The organism is Pseudomonas sp. FYR_2 (assembly GCF_043106425.1).
Taxonomy (GTDB): Bacteria; Pseudomonadota; Gammaproteobacteria; order Pseudomonadales; family Pseudomonadaceae; genus Aquipseudomonas; species Aquipseudomonas monteilii.
This window is the reverse complement of the sequence record NZ_JBICMM010000018.1, coordinates 24482-41621: the sequence shown is the minus strand read 5'-3', so window position 1 is coordinate 41621 and position 17140 is coordinate 24482. Positions and strand designations below refer to the sequence as shown.

20 protein-coding genes and 1 tRNA gene are annotated in these 17140 nt (G+C 62.1%); 13 read left to right on the top strand and 8 right to left on the bottom strand.

All coding sequences use genetic code 11. The features are described 5' to 3' along the window. The first annotated feature begins 263 nt into the window (after positions 1–263). On the top strand, positions 264–1484 hold the full coding sequence (locus tag ACF8R4_RS07520; protein WP_019096742.1) for an amidohydrolase family protein: 1221 nt from the start codon (positions 264–266) through the stop codon (positions 1482–1484). A 53-nt stretch (positions 1485–1537) separates the two neighbouring features. Here ACF8R4_RS07520 and ACF8R4_RS07515 read toward each other — a convergent pair whose 3' ends face one another. The 3 genes from ACF8R4_RS07515 to ACF8R4_RS07505 all read right to left on the bottom strand — a co-directional run bounded on the left by ACF8R4_RS07515 (position 1538) and on the right by ACF8R4_RS07505 (position 3402). Further along, the gene (locus tag ACF8R4_RS07515; RefSeq protein WP_025753674.1) at positions 1538–2428 is read right to left on the bottom strand and encodes a LysR substrate-binding domain-containing protein; all 891 of its coding nucleotides are present in this window, start codon (positions 2426–2428) and stop codon (positions 1538–1540) included. Between the two features lie 117 nt (positions 2429–2545). Beyond that, positions 2546–2725 (bottom strand): hypothetical protein, encoded by a 180-nt coding sequence (locus ACF8R4_RS07510; RefSeq protein WP_016711479.1) that lies wholly within the window; start codon positions 2723–2725, stop codon positions 2546–2548. A gap of 17 nt (positions 2726–2742) precedes the next feature. Beyond that, the gene (locus tag ACF8R4_RS07505) at positions 2743–3402 is read right to left on the bottom strand and encodes a methyl-accepting chemotaxis protein (protein WP_392492286.1); all 660 of its coding nucleotides are present in this window, start codon (positions 3400–3402) and stop codon (positions 2743–2745) included. Positions 3403–5306: 1904 nt separating this feature from the next. Between ACF8R4_RS07505 and ACF8R4_RS07500 the strand changes: the two genes are divergently transcribed. Together ACF8R4_RS07500 and ACF8R4_RS07495 are read left to right on the top strand one after the other, a co-directional pair. Further along, on the top strand, positions 5307–6002 hold the full coding sequence (locus ACF8R4_RS07500; protein ID WP_026020319.1) for a 3-oxoacid CoA-transferase subunit A: 696 nt from the start codon (positions 5307–5309) through the stop codon (positions 6000–6002). A gap of 8 nt (positions 6003–6010) precedes the next feature. After that, the gene (locus tag ACF8R4_RS07495; protein ID WP_060497646.1) at positions 6011–6652 is read left to right on the top strand and encodes a 3-oxoacid CoA-transferase subunit B; all 642 of its coding nucleotides are present in this window, start codon (positions 6011–6013) and stop codon (positions 6650–6652) included. A gap of 144 nt (positions 6653–6796) precedes the next feature. Here the strand turns inward: ACF8R4_RS07495 and arfB are convergent, their stop codons facing one another. Further along, positions 6797–7210, bottom strand: a complete 414-nt coding sequence (gene arfB, locus ACF8R4_RS07490; RefSeq protein ID WP_060497647.1) for an alternative ribosome rescue aminoacyl-tRNA hydrolase ArfB — start codon at positions 7208–7210, stop codon at positions 6797–6799. A 99-nt stretch (positions 7211–7309) separates the two neighbouring features. Then, positions 7310–7489 carry a hypothetical protein gene (locus tag ACF8R4_RS07485; protein ID WP_060497648.1) on the bottom strand — a complete coding sequence of 60 codons (180 nt, stop codon included), beginning with the start codon at positions 7487–7489 and terminating at the stop codon, positions 7310–7312. Between the two features lie 261 nt (positions 7490–7750). Here ACF8R4_RS07485 and ACF8R4_RS07480 point away from each other — a divergent pair, with 261 nt between their 5' ends. Next, the gene (locus ACF8R4_RS07480; protein ID WP_317851767.1) at positions 7751–7885 is read left to right on the top strand and encodes a hypothetical protein; all 135 of its coding nucleotides are present in this window, start codon (positions 7751–7753) and stop codon (positions 7883–7885) included. A gap of 51 nt (positions 7886–7936) precedes the next feature. Then, a complete protein-coding gene (locus tag ACF8R4_RS07475) occupies positions 7937–8284 on the top strand; it encodes a hypothetical protein (protein WP_223624402.1) in 348 nt (115 codons plus the stop codon). Positions 8285–8422: 138 nt separating this feature from the next. Here ACF8R4_RS07475 and ACF8R4_RS07470 read toward each other — a convergent pair. Then, positions 8423–8510, bottom strand: a tRNA-Ser gene (locus tag ACF8R4_RS07470). Between the two features lie 134 nt (positions 8511–8644). On the opposite strand from ACF8R4_RS07470, the gene ACF8R4_RS07465 reads away from it, so the two are divergent. From ACF8R4_RS07465 to ACF8R4_RS07430, 8 genes are all read left to right on the top strand, one after another. Continuing rightward, positions 8645–9316 (top strand): Bax inhibitor-1/YccA family protein, encoded by a 672-nt coding sequence (locus ACF8R4_RS07465; protein ID WP_003251184.1) that lies wholly within the window; start codon positions 8645–8647, stop codon positions 9314–9316. 204 nt (positions 9317–9520) lie between these two features. Beyond that, positions 9521–10900, top strand: a complete 1380-nt coding sequence (locus tag ACF8R4_RS07460; protein ID WP_060497740.1) for a nucleobase:cation symporter-2 family protein — start codon at positions 9521–9523, stop codon at positions 10898–10900. Between the two features lie 96 nt (positions 10901–10996). Further along, positions 10997–11389 carry a sulfurtransferase complex subunit TusD gene (gene tusD / locus ACF8R4_RS07455; RefSeq protein WP_060497741.1) on the top strand — a complete coding sequence of 131 codons (393 nt, stop codon included), beginning with the start codon at positions 10997–10999 and terminating at the stop codon, positions 11387–11389. Between the two features lies 1 nt (position 11390). Continuing rightward, the gene (gene tusC / locus ACF8R4_RS07450; protein WP_060497742.1) at positions 11391–11750 is read left to right on the top strand and encodes a sulfurtransferase complex subunit TusC; all 360 of its coding nucleotides are present in this window, start codon (positions 11391–11393) and stop codon (positions 11748–11750) included. Further along, on the top strand, positions 11750–12046 hold the full coding sequence (gene tusB / locus ACF8R4_RS07445) for a sulfurtransferase complex subunit TusB (protein WP_060497743.1): 297 nt from the start codon (positions 11750–11752) through the stop codon (positions 12044–12046). The genes tusC and tusB overlap by 1 nt, the downstream gene beginning before the upstream one ends. Then, entirely contained in the window at positions 12043–12378 is a 336-nt protein-coding gene (locus ACF8R4_RS07440) for a TusE/DsrC/DsvC family sulfur relay protein (RefSeq protein ID WP_060497744.1), read from the top strand. Before tusB ends, ACF8R4_RS07440 begins: the two co-directional genes overlap by 4 nt. After that, on the top strand, positions 12375–13376 hold the full coding sequence (locus ACF8R4_RS07435) for a glycosyl transferase family protein (protein ID WP_392492025.1): 1002 nt from the start codon (positions 12375–12377) through the stop codon (positions 13374–13376). The genes ACF8R4_RS07440 and ACF8R4_RS07435 overlap by 4 nt, the downstream gene beginning before the upstream one ends. A 96-nt stretch (positions 13377–13472) precedes the next feature. Beyond that, on the top strand, positions 13473–14432 hold the full coding sequence (locus tag ACF8R4_RS07430; RefSeq protein ID WP_156867702.1) for a glutathione S-transferase family protein: 960 nt from the start codon (positions 13473–13475) through the stop codon (positions 14430–14432). 33 nt (positions 14433–14465) lie between these two features. Here ACF8R4_RS07430 and cysG read toward each other — a convergent pair whose 3' ends face one another. Next, positions 14466–15857: a siroheme synthase CysG gene (gene cysG / locus ACF8R4_RS07425; protein WP_392492023.1), complete on the bottom strand. Its 1392-nt coding sequence runs from the start codon at positions 15855–15857 to the stop codon at positions 14466–14468. Then, the gene (gene serS, locus ACF8R4_RS07420; protein ID WP_060497748.1) at positions 15858–17138 is read right to left on the bottom strand and encodes a serine--tRNA ligase; all 1281 of its coding nucleotides are present in this window, start codon (positions 17136–17138) and stop codon (positions 15858–15860) included. It abuts the gene before it with no gap. Between the last annotated feature and the right edge of the window lie 2 nt (positions 17139–17140).

Genomic DNA, 17140 nt, shown 5'->3' with positions numbered 1-17140 from the left:
TGTTTTTATTGTGTGTGAGGCTCAGCCCTGGAGGGCGCCATGACTGGCGGCTGGGCCGATCTCGGGCTCAATCCTGGGCCGTGATCGAACGCTTTGAAAGTTAATTATCAGAATCGAATGCAGTGGGCTTTTTAATGCAGGGCAACTTCACCAGCCCGCATCCAGAAATGCACTGAACCCAATCCTGATAATTAATTGGAGACATGCCCGCATCCGCCCTACCGTGGTACGTCACCCAAGCCGTTAGTAAAAAAGGCCCAACCATGAACGACCGTGAGTTCATCAACGCCATCGACGCCGATGGCCTGCCTCTGAACATTGCCGTAAGCAATGGCCGCATCAGCCACATCGGCCCGCAACGCGCCAGCACGCCCGCCCGCGAAACCATCGACCTCGAAGGCCTGCTGGCGCTGCCGGGCTTTGTCGATGGCCACATCCACCTGGATAAAAGCTTCGTCGGTGACCGCTGGCACCCGCACCAACCCGTGGCCAGCCTGCGCGAACGCCTGGCCGTGGAAAAACGCGAACTGGCCAGCGCCCCGCCCATCGTTGAGCGCGCCGATGCGCTGATGCGCCAGGCAGCCTCGTTTGGCACCCTGGCCATGCGTTGCCATGTGGACGTGGACGCCACCACCGGCCTTACCAACCTGCATGCCATGCTCGAAGCCCGGGACATGTGGAAAGACCTGATCGACATCCAACTGGTGGCCTTCCCCCAGGCCGGCGTGGTGACCTGCCCCGGCACTGCTGAAGTGATGGAAGCGGCCATCCGCGAAGGCGTGCAGGTGGTCGGCGGCATCGACCCGACCACCCTTGATGGCGATGCCGATGGCCAGCTCGACATCGTGTTCGGCATCGCCGACCGACATGGGGTGAAGGTCGACATCCACCTGCATGAGCCTGGCGATATCTGTATCGCCCAACTCGAACGCATCGCTGCCCGCACCCAGGCACTGGGCATGCAAGGCCTGGTGGCGGTCAGCCACGCCTATGGGCTGGGCGACGTATCCGATGCCGTGGTCGACCGCACCGCCGAAGTGCTGGCTGGCGCCGGCATTTCCATCATGACCAACGCCCCCGGCGAGCATGCTTTTCCCCCCGTCCTGCGCCTGCGTAACGGCGGCGTGCGGGTGTTTACCGGCAACGACAACATCCAGGATGCCTGGTGGCCCTACGGCAACGGCGACATGCTGCAACGGGCCATGCTGGTCAGCTACCGCTCAGGCTTCAACACCGACGAGGAACTGCGGGTAGCGTTGCACATGGCGACCGAGGCGGGTGCCGGCGTGATGGGTAAACAGGACTACGGCTTGAAGGTGGGCAATGAAGCCAGCTTCATCCTGTTCAAGGCACCGAATGCCGCTGCGGCGGTGGCGGCTGCCATTCATGAGCGGGTGATCGTGCGCCACGGGGCGTTCTGGGGCGGGCCTGCGCAGTTGCAGTTGGAGGCTGCGCAGTTTGCTGCCGAACTGCGCCGCCACTGACAGGCAAAAATCCTGGGGCTGCCATGCAGCCCCATGGCCCTGACTGACAGCCACTAGACCAAGATTTCCTCTGCTTCTGCCCGCAAAATACCTATCAGAATTTCGGCCAACGCCATAACCATCGGATCCGCCGTAGGCCGATGAAAAATCGCCGCCTCAAACACTTTGATCGGCTTGAACCCTTCTTCCACCCCCAGCACCCGATGCCCCGCCGTCACCACCCGCGATGGCAACAGGCTCACCCCCAGCCCATTGGCCACCGCCTCCTGAATCCCTGCCAGGCTCGAACTGGTGAATGCAATGCGCCAACTGCGCCCCATGGCCTCGACCGCACTGATCATGTCATCCCGGTACAACCCGCGTGGCGGAAAGGTCACCAGCGGAATCGGGTCCTGGGCAAAACACGGGTACTGCGCGCTGTCGATCCACTCGATGCGCTCCGGCTGGCAGGCATTCGCCTCGCGGCTGTGGCGCCGCTGCTTGATCAACACCAGGTCCAGCTCGCCACGGTCGTAGGTGCTCATCAAATCGCGGCTCAACCCACCGGTAATCTCCAGCTTCACCGTCGGGTTGCGCCGGTTAAATGCTGCCAGCGCCTGCATCGTCTTGCCCGCGACAAAATCGTCCGGCAGGCCGATCCGCACGGTCACCGTCACTCCGCCCGACATGGCCTCGGTGAGCTGATTACTCACCGCCAGCAAATGCCGTGCGTAACGCAGCAGGGTTTCACCGGCGTCGGTCGGGTGCACTTCGCGGTTGCTGCGGTCTAGCAGTTGCTGGCCGACCAGTTCCTCCAGCCGGCGCACCTTCTGGCTGACCGTGGACTGGGTGGAATGCAGGCGGGCTGCGGCGGTGGTGAAACTGCCGCAGTCGGCCACCATGACCACGGTGCGGAGCATGTCCAGGTCGTAGATGGCGCGATTGGGGTTGGTGGATTCTGACATTTGGCGGGTTCAGCTTTTGGAATGGGGCTTGCTGCATGATGCCTGAAGCAGGCGTGCATTAGGCATTGCCCTGATGCGAGGTGCGCTTTGTGCGTGCGCACGAGTGATGTCCAGGGCTTACGATTGAGCGTTTTTGCGGGGTGCGCGTTGAAAACGCGTCACCACGATTTGAACAGCACCTGCCACCAGACACAACACGCCTATTTTCCAGCCCCCTTCCAGGCCGAAGTGCTCGGATGCCTTCCCAGCGGCAATTACGCTTACGAAGATGGCGACAGGGAGGATCAGTTTGTTCATGTAGTCTTCCAGGTGTACTAAGCAGAGATCGGGACAGCGCCCCGTGCGCCATCATCGCTGACTTCGAACTGCCCCACCAACTTCTGCAACTTGCCGGCATCCACCTTCACCTTCTGCGCACTGCTTTGCAGCACCACGGCGGTCTGGCGCATCTCGCTGGACGACTGGTTGACCTGCTCGATGGTCTTGCCGTATTCCACACTGCGCCGGTTGAGCTGCTGGATGATGGCGAACATGCCCTCCACCGCCTGGTGCAGTTGCACATTTTCCGAAGAGGCGTCCTCGGCGAGGCGCAGACTGTTGTCGACGTCCTGCACGCCCTGCTCCATGAAGCTTACGGCCTGACGGGTTTCGCCCTGCAGGCTTTCGACCATATGGCGAATGTCGTCGGCAGCACGCGAGGTGCGCGCGGCCAGGCTACGCACTTCCTCGGCCACCACCGCAAAGCCACGGCCATGCTCCCCGGCGCGCGCCGCCTCGATGGCGGCATTGAGCGCCAGCAGGTTGGTCTGGTTGGTGATTTCGCTGATCAACCCGGTAATGTTGTCGATCTCGACCATGCGGCTGTCGAGCCGCTGCACGCTGGACGACGAGCGCGCGACCACATCGCGGATCGACTGCGTGCCCGCCTGCACCGCCAAGTACTGCTCGCGCGCGCGGCTGACCACTTCGTCCATGGCCTGCTTCATCTGCTCGGCACTGACCGAAGCCTGCTGCAACTCGCCGAGCTGCTCTTCCATGATGATCATCATCTGGTGCACGGCGTCCGCCACATCGGCGGAGCTCACGCTGGCTTCCTGGCTGCGCCCGAGCATCACTTGGTTGGTGCTGCCGACGGTGCGGCTGGCCTTGACCACCTGCCCCACCACCGCGTCCAGGCGGTCGATGAAGCTGTTGATCCAGCGCGCCATGTCGCCGCTTTCGTCGTTGGCCAAGGTGCTGGTGTCCAACCGCTGGCGCAGGTTGCCTTCTCCCTCGGCGATGGTGCGCAGCACGCCGCTCATGCCATTCAGCCTGGCCGCCAGGCGCTTGGGCCCGAGCACACCGAACAGCAACGTGGCGCCGAGCATGCTCGCGGCCTCGATTGCGTCGTTCAGCCCTTGCGGCAGGCCTGCACAGTGCTGCACCAGATAGTTGCAGCCGAAAAGGGCCGCCATGATCGCCACATAGGGCTTCATCAAACCGTAGCTCAGCGAGCGCCGGCGGTAGACCTCCTCCAGGTCTGCCTCGCACATCATGCCCCAGCGGTCGGGTGAGCCCGGCAACTGGAACGTTACGCCCTTGCCCACCACCGGTACGTGGCGATAGTCCGAATAACCGGGGTAGGTCACGAACAGGTTTTCACCGCGCCTGATGGTCTCCCTTACGCCCGGGTGCAGTTCCCGCGTGGAGGGATCGGTGAAACGCAGCTCCAGTTCGGTATGGCGCTGGACCTGCACCGTGGTCCAGGGCGTGTGCACGCCGCTCTTGAGGTTTTCGCCATGGGTGAAGGTGGCGTCTTCGAACCGCGAGCGGGACAGCGCGGTGCCAGGCTGAATGGCAAGGTCGAAGCGCGATTGCGCCATGAACAGGTAGTTGTCACCCGACTCGGGGTAGATGTGCCCGGCCTCGCGCTGGATCAGATCGCCCAGCACGTCGTTGGGCACCCGCCCGCACAGGCAACCGAGCACTTTGCCCGCGTGCCTGAGGGGCTGGTAGAACATCAGCGTGACTTCGTCGTGAAAGCGTGAGGATGACGGGCCGATCTGCAAGGTCAGTGGGTCGCTGTAAGGCCCGTGCAGAAAGGGGGCTTTCAGCCCTTGTGCCAGGGCTGACATGTGTTCGATACGCGGCGTGCCACGTTGCGGCCAGGTCGAAGCGATGACGCTGCCGTGGGCATCGACGACAAACAGTTCGGAAAAGTCCTCGGCCTGGGCCAGCGTGCTGCGCAACATCGCGCTATCGACTTGAGCGAGACCGGGCGCCAGTTGATCGGCCAACTCGGCCAGATGCTCCCACTGCTCGCGCGCCCACTCATGCAGCAACTGCACACGGGTGTGGGCGATGGCTTCGAAGGTTTGCTCGATCTGCGGGTAACTGGCCCGGTTAACGCGGCACGCCCAGCCCATGCTGAATTTGCCAGTTTTACCAAACCACGGCAGCCAGCCCCTTTCATGCGACGACAACTGCATCGAACCACTGGAAAGCGACATTATCTTCACCATACGCGACATCGAATGGCAATCTGATAGCAAGTCGCACGCCAACGCGGCAGGGGTGATTAATGGGTGATTTCGCGAGCCTGCCGCACTTGATCAGTGCAGAACCGTGGCAGAGAAGCGCAAAGCGCACCAACGAGGGGCAACAATGATGGGATCACACGTTCAAGTTGAGTGAGGCAGATAGCTTCCGAAACTGCTCGCACATCGCACAACAGTTCGATAATCGCACAAATTCAGCCAAACCCCCTCTACTGTTGCCCTATCTTGCGGCACGCTATAGCGAAAGTCAGCAAGTAATTTCAAGCGCTGACAGGCCCCATCGCGTCACGCGCTCCGGCCAGCCCGACAACCACAACTCCAGGAACAACCAGGAGCTCGCCTTGATCAATAAAACGTACGAGTCCATCGCCAGCGCGGTGGAAGGGATTACCGACGGTTCGACCATCATGGTCGGTGGCTTTGGCACGGCGGGCATGCCGTCCGAGCTGATCGACGGCCTGATTGCCACCGGTGCCCGCGACCTGACCATCATCAGCAACAACGCCGGTAACGGCGAGATCGGCCTGGCCGCCCTGCTCATGGCAGGCAGCGTGCGCAAGGTGGTCTGCTCGTTCCCGCGCCAGTCCGACTCCTACGTGTTCGACGAACTGTACCGCGCCGGCAAGATCGAGCTGGAAGTAGTCCCGCAGGGCAACCTGGCCGAGCGCATCCGCGCCGCAGGCTCGGGCATTGGTGCATTCTTCTCGCCAACCGGCTACGGCACCCTGCTGGCCGAAGGGAAGGAAACCCGAGAGATCGACGGTCGCATGTACGTGCTGGAAATGCCGCTGCACGCCGACTTTGCGTTGATCAAGGCGCACAAGGGCGACCGTTGGGGCAACCTGACCTACCGCAAGGCCGCCCGCAACTTCGGCCCGATCATGGCCATGGCCGCCAAGACCGCCATCGCCCAGGTCGACCAGGTTGTCGAACTCGGTGAACTGGACCCGGAACACATCATTACCCCGGGTATCTTCGTCCAGCGCGTGGTCGCCGTGACCGGCGCTGCCGCTTCTTCGATCGCCAACGCTGTCTGAGGCCTGCCATGACCATCACCAAAAAGCTCTCCCGCACCGAGATGGCCCAGCGCGTGGCCGCAGACATCCAGGAAGGTGCCTACGTCAACCTGGGCATCGGCGCACCTACCCTGGTGGCCAACTACCTGGGCGACAAGGAAGTGTTCCTGCACAGCGAAAACGGCCTGCTGGGCATGGGCCCAAGCCCGGCCCCGGGCGAGGAAGACGATGACCTGATCAACGCCGGCAAGCAGCACGTGACCCTGCTGACTGGCGGTGCATTCTTCCACCATGCCGACTCGTTCTCGATGATGCGTGGCGGCCACCTGGACATCGCCGTACTGGGCGCATTCCAGGTGTCGGTGAAGGGCGACCTGGCCAACTGGCACACCGGTGCCGAAGGTTCGATCCCGGCCGTAGGCGGCGCAATGGACCTGGCCACCGGCGCCCGCCAGGTGTTCGTGATGATGGACCACCTGACCAAATCCGGCGAAAGCAAACTGGTGCCTGAGTGCACCTACCCGCTGACCGGCATTGCTTGCGTCAGCCGTATCTACACTGACCTGGCCGTGCTGGAAGTGACGCCTGAAGGGCTGAAAGTGGTCGAGATCTGTGCGGATATCGACTTTGACGAGTTGCAGAAGTTGAGTGGTGTGCCGCTGATCAAGTGATCGGCGAAACCTTCTGGCAAGACGCAATCTCTGTGGCTTGCCTGCGATGGGCTGCGTAGCAGCCCCCATGGCCCCAGTCAACAGCCACTGTCTTTGCTCACTCAGGCGATACCGATACTTGCCAGCATCGTTCCACCACCCGCACTAAAACTCCACCTTGCCCCGCCCCGCCTTGACGGTGCTCCGCCTGGCTTTTCCTTCGAGGCGGCGGGTCTTCGAGCCGAGGGTCGGCTTGGTGGGGCGGCGTTTCTTCTCGGTCTTGCCGGCAGCGATGATCAACTCGGCGAGACGCGCCAATGCGTCAGCACGGTTCTGCTCCTGGGTGCGGTACTGCTGAGCCTTGATGATCAACACGCCGTCGCCGGTGATGCGACTGTCACGCAGCGCCAGCAGCCGCTCTTTGTAGAACCCTGGCAATGATGAGGCCGGGATGTCGAAGCGCAGGTGCACGGCGCTGGACACCTTGTTGACATTCTGCCCACCCGCGCCTTGCGCACGAATGTAGGTCAGTTCGATTTCGGCATCCGGCAGATGCACGTTGTTGGAGATGGTCAGCATGACATGGTCCTGGTAATTACCCCATTATCACAGCCTCCGTCGCTCTCCCATAGAACAACAGCACGCAAAGTGTGGCCGCCTTTGCCTTAGCCGCAGCGCCTAAGGCTGGACGTTGTTGCTGCGTGCACGCTGAAAGCGTGTAACCACAATTTGAACAGCTCCGGCCACAAGGCACAGCACACCTATTTTCCAGCCCCCTTCCACGCCAAAGTTATCGGCGATCGTCCCTACGATCATCACGCTTACGAAGATGGCGGCGGGCAGGATCAGTTTGTTCATTTTGGTATTCCGAATGCGAGCGACAGAATGTGTGAGGAGGCACAGTCTACACAGAGACAGTGCCAGCGCCGGTCATGATTTCGTAACCAGGCCGGTAACCTGTGGAAATACTCAAGCCGCCAAGCGGTAACCCCCAATGGGATAACATCCCCCATTCATGCATTGCGGTAGCCACCCTGTACAAGATGGAAAGGTAAGGACGCTTTCTCCATGACGAGCTGGAACGCTTTTTACTAACGCACGAACGAACGCGCGCCCTCTCTGCTGCTCAGTTGCGCCATTGATCACGCCAGGCACCTACGTCCCCTGCATGCGGTAGACCTCGGGTGTGGCGCGGGTAATGAAGCGCTGCAGATGATCCAGGCGGGCTGGCAGGTGCTGGCCATCGATAAATAACCTGAGGCCATCGCTCGAACCGCCAACAAATGCTCACCAGTTGAGGCACGAATGCTGAACGCCAAGGTGGCAGACTTTGAGTACCTTGCCGAGCTACCGCCTTCAAGCCTGATTCATGCCGGGCTTGCCCTTCCCTTTTGCCACCCTGGGCGATTCGATCACCTGTGGAATCTGATGTGCAAAGCGCTGGTTCCCGGAGGTGTCTTTGCAGGTCATTTCTTCGGGCTAAGGCACGGCTGGGCTAGCCAGGGGCATATGTCGTTTCATAGCGTTGAAAATGTTCAGGCGCTTGCTGCGGGGTTGGAAACTGTCCTGCTGCGCGAAACCGAATCAGCCATGGTCATCGATTCCGGAACGGTGAACTGGCATCGGATTGATGTCATTCTGCGCAAGGCGTGATGCCGAAGCCCTGAGAAGATCTGGGCTTTTCTGGACTTGAAAGTCGTTGGCCTTGCTGGACTCAGGCCGTCTGTCTTCAGAGACTCATTTTACGGCCCCAAAAACGCAGAAAGCCCTGAGTAATCAGGGCTTTGAATGTGGCGGAAGCGTAGAGATTCGAACTCTAGGATAGTTGCCCATCGACGGTTTTCAAGACCGTTGCCTTAAACCACTCGGCCACGCTTCCAGCTCGTTTTGCGGCCGCCATAATACCTTAATGAAACACGCTGTCAAACTCTCTGTGTCGCGGGTTGTGGGAGCTCTGATAGACTCCTAGCATCTGAACGTTCGAAACCACAGGTTTTACCAAGGAGTGTCGCCATGCGCGAACAGGATTACGCCGTACACCACGGCCAGCAGGTCGAGCAGCAGGAGATCAGCAAGGTCCTGCGCAACACGTACAGCCTGCTGGCACTTACCCTCGCCTTCAGCGGTGTCATGGCCTTCGTGGCCCAGCAGATGCGCGTCGGCTACCCGAACGTGTTCGTGGTGCTGATCGGCTTCTACGGGCTGTTCTTCCTCACCAACAAACTGCGTGATTCGGCCTGGGGCCTGGTGTCGACCTTTGCCCTCACCGGCTTCATGGGCTTCATCCTCGGCCCGATCCTCAACCGCTACCTGGGCATGGCCGGTGGCGCTGAAGTGGTCAGCTCGGCGTTTGCCATGACTGCGCTGGTGTTTGGTGGTCTGTCGGCCTATGTGCTGATCACCCGCAAGGACATGAGCTTCCTCAGTGGCTTCATCACTGCTGGCTTCTTCGTTCTGCTGGGTGCTGTCGTGGCCAGCTTCTTCTTCCAGATCAGCGGCCTGCAACTGGCGATCAGCGCTGGCTTCGTGCTATTCTCGTCGGTGTGCATCCTGTTCCAGACCAGCGCGATCATTCATGGTGGCGAGCGTAACTACATCATGGCGACCATCAGCCTGTATGTGTCGATCTACAACCTGTTTGTCAGCCTGCTGCAGCTGTTCGGCATCATGGGTCGTGATGACTGATTGATGAATGTGCGAGAAAGCCCGCTTCGGCGGGCTTTTTTGTGGGCACTACTTAGCCCCAGAAAGCACAACCAATAACTGACCAAAAAGTCAGATAACTAGGCACATGGTCGCCGACCGTGCCGCCATCGTGCTTTTCTCTACCGCAATCCCTCATCACCCCGTAGAATGCGCTCCTTTTTTCTTCCGGGGCAGCTTCCAGCAATGAGCTCACACGAACACAGCCCAGGCGCGGCGGCGCCTGCCAATGAACTGGTGCTTGGCCTTGAGGACAAGCCACGGCTGGTGATCGGCCTGCTGGCGGCCCTGCAGCACCTGCTGGCGATCATTGTGCCGATCGTGACCCCTGGCCTGCTGATCTGCCAGGCGCTGGGTGTTTCGGCGCGTGATACCAACCTGATCGTTTCCATGTCGCTGGTGATCTCGGGTATTGCCACCTTCGTCCAGTGCAAACGTTTCGGGCCGTTCGGCGCTGGGCTGCTGATTGTTCAGGGCACCAGCTTCAACTTCGTCGGTCCGCTGATTGCTGGCGGTGCGCTGATGGTCAAGCAAGGCACGCCGGTAGAAGGCGTGATGGCGGCTATTTTCGGCGTGGTGATCGCAGGCTCGTTCGTGGAGATGGGCGTTTCGCGCATCCTGCCCTTCGTAAAGCGTCTTATCACCCCGCTGGTGACTGGCATCGTGGTGCTGATGATCGGCCTGACGCTGATCAAGGTCGGCCTTATCAGCATGGGTGGCGGCTTTGGCGCCATGGCCAACGGCACCTTCGCCAATAGCGAAAACCTGCTGCTGTCGGGCGTGGTACTGGCGATTATCGTGATCCTCAACCGCGTCCCGGTGGTGTGGATGCGCAGCTGCGCCATCGTCATCGCCTTGGCGGTTGGTTATGCATTGGCCGGTTACATGGGCCGCCTGGATTTCACCGGCATGCATGAAGCCGCGCTGTTCCAGGTGCCTACACCGCTGCACTTCGGCCTTGGCTTCTCCTGGGCGCTGTTCATTCCGATGTTGGTGATTTACCTGGTGACTTCGCTGGAAGCCATCGGTGACGTTACCGCCACCAGCAAGGTCTCGCGCCAGCCGGTCGAAGGGCCGGTGTGGATGCAGCGGATCAAGGGCGGCGTGCTGGTCAACGGAGCCAACTCGCTGCTGGCGGGCTTGTTCAACACCTTCCCCAGCTCGATCTTTGCGCAGAACAACGGCGTGATTCAGCTGACCGGTATTGCCAGCCGCCATATCGGTATCTGGATTGCCGTGATGCTGGTGCTGCTGGGCCTGTTCCCGAGCGTTGCCGGGGTGATTCAGGCGGTGCCGGAGCCGGTGCTGGGTGGTGCGGCCATGGTGATGTTCGGTGCGGTCGCGGCTTCGGGGATCAATATTCTGGCTAGCACCCGGCTGGACCGCCGCGCGCTGCTGATTATTGCGGTGTCGCTGGCCTTGGGCCTGGGTGTGGCGCAGGTGCCGGAATTCCTGGCGCATATGCCGGCTGCGATCCGCAATGTGCTGGAGTCGGGTGTGGCCACGGGCGGTATCTGTGCCCTGGTGTTGAACTGGTTCCTGCCGGAGAGCAAGGAACACGCCTGAGCCCTTCAGGCATGACAGGAAGCCCGCCCCGCCATGCACAAGCGGGCGCGGGCTTTTTTGCTTTATCATGGCACCATTCCTTTGCATGAGTTACCCATGAAATTCGCTATCGCGGTGTTCTCTCCGGCCCATGCGCCCTCTTCACGGCGCGCCTTGCGCTATGCCGAGGCGGTACTGGCCGGCGGGCATGAGATTGCCCGGTTGTTCTTCTATCAGGACGGGGTGCACAGTGCCTCGGCCAACGTGGTCGCCCCGCAGGACGAACTCGACGTGGCCGGCCAGTGGCGCGCCTTTATCGAGACTAACCAACTGGACGCCGTGGTGTGTATCGCTGCCGCCCTGCGCCGTGGCGTGCTCGATGAAGCCGAGGCCAGCCGCTACCAGCGCCCGGCCGTGAACCTGCCCAAGCCTTGGGAGCTGTCGGGTCTTGGCCAGTTGCATGAGGCTGCGCAGGTAGCCGACCGCCTTGTCTGCTTCGGAGGCGACTGAAATGGCCAAATCCTTGTTGATCATCAGCCGCCAGGCACCGTGGAACGGCCCATCCGCCCGTGAAGCACTGGACATCGCCCTGGCCGGCGGCGCGTTCGACCTGCCGCTGGGCATGCTGTTCCTCGACGATGGCGTGTTCCAGCTTGCGCCCAACCAACAACCCACCGCCGTGCAACAGAAGAACCTGGCCGCCAACCTGCAAGCACTGCCGATGTTCGGTGTTGAAGAGCTGTTTGCCTGTAGCCACAGCCTCACCCGCCGCGGCCTGGCAGCCGACACCCTGGCACTGCCGGTACAAGTGCTCGATGACGCAGCGCTAACCGCGCTGATCGCCCGTTTCGACCAGGTGGTAACGCTCTGATGACGACCCTGCATGTAATTGCCCACTCCCCGTTCGGCGACGAACGCCTGGCCAGCTGCCTGCGCCTGCTCGGTGCCGACGACGCGCTGCTGCTGTGCGGCGATGCGGTGTATGCCTTGCGCAGCGGCAGCGAGCCGCACCACCTGCTACAAGCTGCCGGCCTGGCCCAGCGCCTGTTCGCCTTGGAAGAAGACGTGCAGGCCCGCGCAGTCGGCAACGACCTGGCCAAGGCCGTGGACTACCCTGGCTTCGTCGAACTGTCGCTGCACTACGACAAGGTCAACAGCTGGCTATGAATACGCTCAACGTTGGCGATAACGCCATCGCCCTGGACAAGGACGGCTTTCTGGTCGACCTGCAAGACTGGTCCCACGCTGCCGCCGAGGCCTTGGCCGAGCGCGAGGGCATCCCGTTGACCGCGGACCATTGGGAAATCCTCGAACTGCTACGTGAGTTCTACCAGGAATACCAGCTGTCCCCGGCCACACGCCCGCTGATCAAGTACACGGCCCTGAAGCTGGGGCCGGAGAAGGGCAACAGCCCGCACCTGAACCGCCTGTTCAACGGCACACCCGCCAAACTTGCCGCCAAGCTGGCGGGCCTGCCCAAGCCGACCAACTGCATATGAACGAACCTCGCCCACTTACCCTGGAACCCCCGGCCGAACACCCATTCGCCGAATTCGTGCGCATTCTCGGCAAAGGCAAGCGCGGCGCGCGTGGCCTGACCCGCGAAGAAGCCCGCGCAGCCATGACTCTGCTGCTGGAAGGCAAAGTCGAAGACACCCAGCTGGGTGCATTCCTCATGCTGCTGCGCCATAAAGAGGAAAGCGCCGACGAGCTTGCCGGTTTCACCGAGGCCCTGCGCGCCCACCTGCAGGCACCGAGCATTGCAGTGGACCTGGACTGGCCCACCTACGCCGGCAAAAAGCGCCACCTGCCCTGGTACTTGCTGGCGGCCAAATGCCTGGCCGGCAACGGCGTGCGTATCCTGATGCACGGTGGCGGCGCCCACACCGCCGGGCGCATGTACACCGAGCAACTGCTCGAGCTGCTGCAAATCCCCCTGTGCCGCGACTGGGCCGCTGTCGGCAGCACCCTCGACCAGCATCAGCTGGCGTTTTTCCCGCTGCACGGCTGGGCGCCGCAATTACAGCGCATGATCGACCTGCGCAACACCTTGGGCCTGCGCTCGCCCATCCACTCCCTTGCCCGGGTACTTAACCCGCTGGGCGCACGCTGCGGCCTGCAAAGTATCTTCCACCCCGGTTACCAGGCGGTGCACCGCGAGGCCAGTCGCCTGCTGGGCGATCATGCGGTGGTAATCAAGGGCGATGGCGGCGAGATCGAAGTAAACCCCGATGTCATCAGCCACCTCTACGGCACCACGGCAGGCGAAGCGTGGGACGAAGAGTGGCCAGCACTGAGCGAACGCCGCCATGTGAAACCGGCCAGCCTGCAAGCCGAACACTTGCTGGCATTCTGGCGGGGCGAAGTGGAAGACAGCTATGGCGAGAAGGCCCTCATCGCCACCATGGCCCTGGCCCTGCGTGGCCTGGGGCAGGACCGCGAGCAGGCGTTCGCAACCGCCCAAGGCTATTGGGAGACACGCAACAAATCGATTTAGCCGATCATAACCCCCGGTTATTTGCGCTATTTATTCGAACGTTTTGGCCTAGACTGGGCTCCAACGACAAACAACTTTGTTCCGAGGAGCCTACGCATGGGCCTTTTGATCGACGGCCGCTGGCATGACCAGTGGTATGAAAACGGCAAGGACGGCACGTTCAAACGTGAAAACGCCCAACGCCGCAATCAACTGCCCGCCCCTGAGGCCGGCCGCTACCACCTGTACGTCTCGCTGGCCTGCCCATGGGCCCACCGCACCCTGATTGTCCGCGCACTCAAAGGCCTGGAGCCCTTGATCGATGTCTCGGTAGTCAGTTGGCTGATGCAGGACCACGGCTGGACTTTCGATGTGCAGCAAGGCTCCACGGGCGACCACCTCGACGCCTTGCAGTACCTGCACCAGCGCTACACCCAGGATGACCCGCACTACACCGGCCGCGTGACCGTACCCGTGCTGTGGGACAAGAAAGAGAAGCGCATCGTCAACAATGAATCGTCGGAGATCATCCGCATCTTCAACAGCGCGTTTAACGAGCTGACCGGCAATACACTGGACCTGTACCCCGAACCGCTGCGCCCAACCATCGAGGCGCTCAACGAGCGCATCTACCCCGCCGTGAACAACGGCGTGTACCGCGCAGGCTTTGCCACCACGCAGGAGGCGTACGAAGCCGCGTTCGACGACGTGTTCAATGAGCTGGACTATCTGGAAGACGTGCTAAGCCGCAATCGCTATCTGGCGGGTGAATACCTGACCGAAGCCGATGTGCGCCTGTGTACCACGCTGGTGCGCTTCGATGCGGTGTATCACGGGCATTTCAAGTGCAACCTGCGGCGCCTGAGCGACTACCACAACCTGTCGAACTGGCTGCGCGAGCTGTATCAGTGGCCTGGTGTGGCGGGCACGGTGGATATGGAGCATATCCAGAAGCACTATTACATGAGCCACAAGACCATCAACCCGACCGGGATCGTGCCCAAAGGGCCGTTGCAGGACTTTGGCCTGGCACATGACCGGGAGCGGTTGGCGGGCAAGGGGATTTGGCAGGTTTGAGATTGCCGGGGCTGCTTTGCAGCCCCAACGATTTCAGCCGTTTTGCGAACCTTCAAACCAGGCCAGCTTTTCACGCAGTTGCACGACTTCCCCCACAATCACCAGGGTAGGCGCATGCACTTCATGCCGCGCCACCAGCTCTGGCAAATCCGCCAGGGTACCGGTGAATACCCGCTGATTACGCGTAGTCCCCTGCTGCACCAACGCAGCCGGCGTACTCGCCGCCCGCCCATGGCGAATCAGCTCGGCACAGATGGTCGGCAAGCCCACCAACCCCATGTAGAACACCAAGGTCTGCGCCGGCGCCACCAGGTCATCCCACGGAAGGTTGCTGGTGCCATCCTTCAGGTGCCCGGTCACGAAGCGCACCGACTGGGCGTAGTCCCGGTGAGTCAGCGGAATCCCACCATAAGCGGAACAGCCGCTGGCCGCCGTAATGCCCGGCACCACCTGGAACGGAATGCCATGCTCGGCCAGCTCTTCGATCTCTTCGCCACCCCGGCCGAAGATGAACGGGTCGCCCCCCTTCAGACGCAGCACACGCTTGCCCTGCTGAGCCAGATCGACCAGCAGGCGGTTGATCTGGTCCTGCGGCACGGCGTGGTCGGCGCGGCGCTTGCCCACGTAGATACGCTCGGCATCACGCCGGCACATCTCGATGATCGCGGGGGCTACCAGGCGGTCGTACAGCACCACGTCGGCCTGCTGCATCAGGCGCAAGGCACGGAAGGTGAGCAAGTCGGGATCACCCGGGCCTGCACCGACCAGATACACCTCGCCCCCCTGCTGCACCGGCGCGCCGTCTACCATCGCTTGCAACAGGCGTTCGGCCTCGGCACCTTGCCCGGCCAGCTGACGCTCGGCAATCGGCCCCTGGAACACGGTTTCCCAGAAGCCTCGGCGCTGGTTGACGTCCGGGTACAAGGATTTCACCTTGTGCCGAAAGCGCGCTGCCAGGCCGGCCAGCTCACCATAGGCCGACGGAATCCAGGCCTCGAGCTTGGCGCGAATCAACCGCGCCAAAACCGGGGCGTCACCGCCACTGGACACCGCAATCACCAGGGGTGAACGGTCAACGATCGCCGGGAAGATCACCGTGCACAGGGCCGGCGCATCCACCACATTGACCGGCAGGCTGAGGGCCTGCGCATCCGCTGACACCTGGGCATTCAGCCCTGGGTCGTCGGTCGCTGCGATCACCAGCCGGCAACCGACCAGGTCAGCGGCCTGATAGCCACGCACCAGCACCTCACCGCCACCTTCCCGGGCCAACGCAGCCAAGTGGCCGTCGACATCCGGCGCCACCACGCGCAGCACGCCACCGGCATCCGCCAGCAGGCGCGCCTTGCGCAAGGCGATCTCACCGCCACCGACGACCAGCACGCGGCCGCCCTGCAGCTTGTGGAACAGCGGCAGGTAATCCATTTAGCGGATGACCTCGACGCCGCCCATGTACGGCTTCAGCACGTCCGGCACGCGGATCGAACCATCAGCCTGCTGGTAGTTTTCCAGCACGGCAACCAGTGTACGTCCGACGGCCAGGCCGGAGCCGTTGAGGGTGTGCACCAGCTCTGGCTTGCCGGTTTCCGGGTTGCGCCAGCGGGCCTGCATGCGGCGCGCCTGGAAGTCGCCGCAGTTGGAGCACGAGCTGATTTCGCGGTACTTGTCCTGGCTCGGCACCCACACTTCCAAGTCGTAGGTTTTGACGGCGCCAAAGCCCATGTCGCCGGTGCACAGGGCCAGTACGCGATAAGGCAGCTCCAGCAGCTGCAGTACACGTTCGGCGTTGGCGGTCAGGCCTTCCAGCGCTTCCATCGACTTGGCCGGTTCTACCACCTGCACCATCTCGACCTTGTCGAACTGGTGCTGGCGGATCATGCCGCGGGTGTCACGGCCGGAAGCACCGGCTTCACTGCGGAAGCACGGGGTATGGGCAACCAGTTTCAGCGGAAGCTGCTTGGCGTCAAGGATCTCACCGGCCACCAGGTTAGTCAGCGACACTTCGGCGGTCGGGATCAGATAGAAGTCCGCCTCACCTTCGCGGGTGATCTTGAACAGGTCCTCCTCGAACTTCGGCAGCTGGCCGGTGCCTTGAAGGGCCGGGGCCTGCACCAGGTACGGGGTGTAGTGCTCCTCGTAGCCGTGCTCGCCGGTGTGCAGGTTGATCATGAATTGCGCCAGGGCGCGGTGCAGGCGGGCGATCGGGCCACGCAGCACGGCAAAACGGGCGCCAGACAGCTTGGCAGCGGCTTCGAAGTCCAGGCCACCGCTGACTTCGCCCAGGGCGACGTGGTCCTTGATTTCGAAGTCGAAGGCCTTCGGCGTGCCCCAACGGCGCACTTCGACGTTGTCGTCTTCGCTGGCACCGACCGGTACGCTGGCGTCCGGCAGGTTGGGGATGGTCAGCAGGATGCCATCCAGTTCGGCCTGGATGGCGTCCAGTTCGGTCTTGCCAGCAGCCAGTTCATTGGCCATGCGCTCGACGTCGGCCATCAATGGCGCGATGTCTTCGCCCTTGGCCTTGGCCTGGCCGATGGACTTGGAACGGGCGTTGCGCTCGGCTTGCAGCTGCTCGGTGCGAGTCTGCACTGCCTTGCGGCGCTCTTCCAGTGATTCGATGCGCGCGACATCCAGGCTGAAGCCACGGGAGGCCAGGCGATCCGCCACTTCCTGAAGTTGGCCGCGTAACAGTTTGGAATCGAGCATAT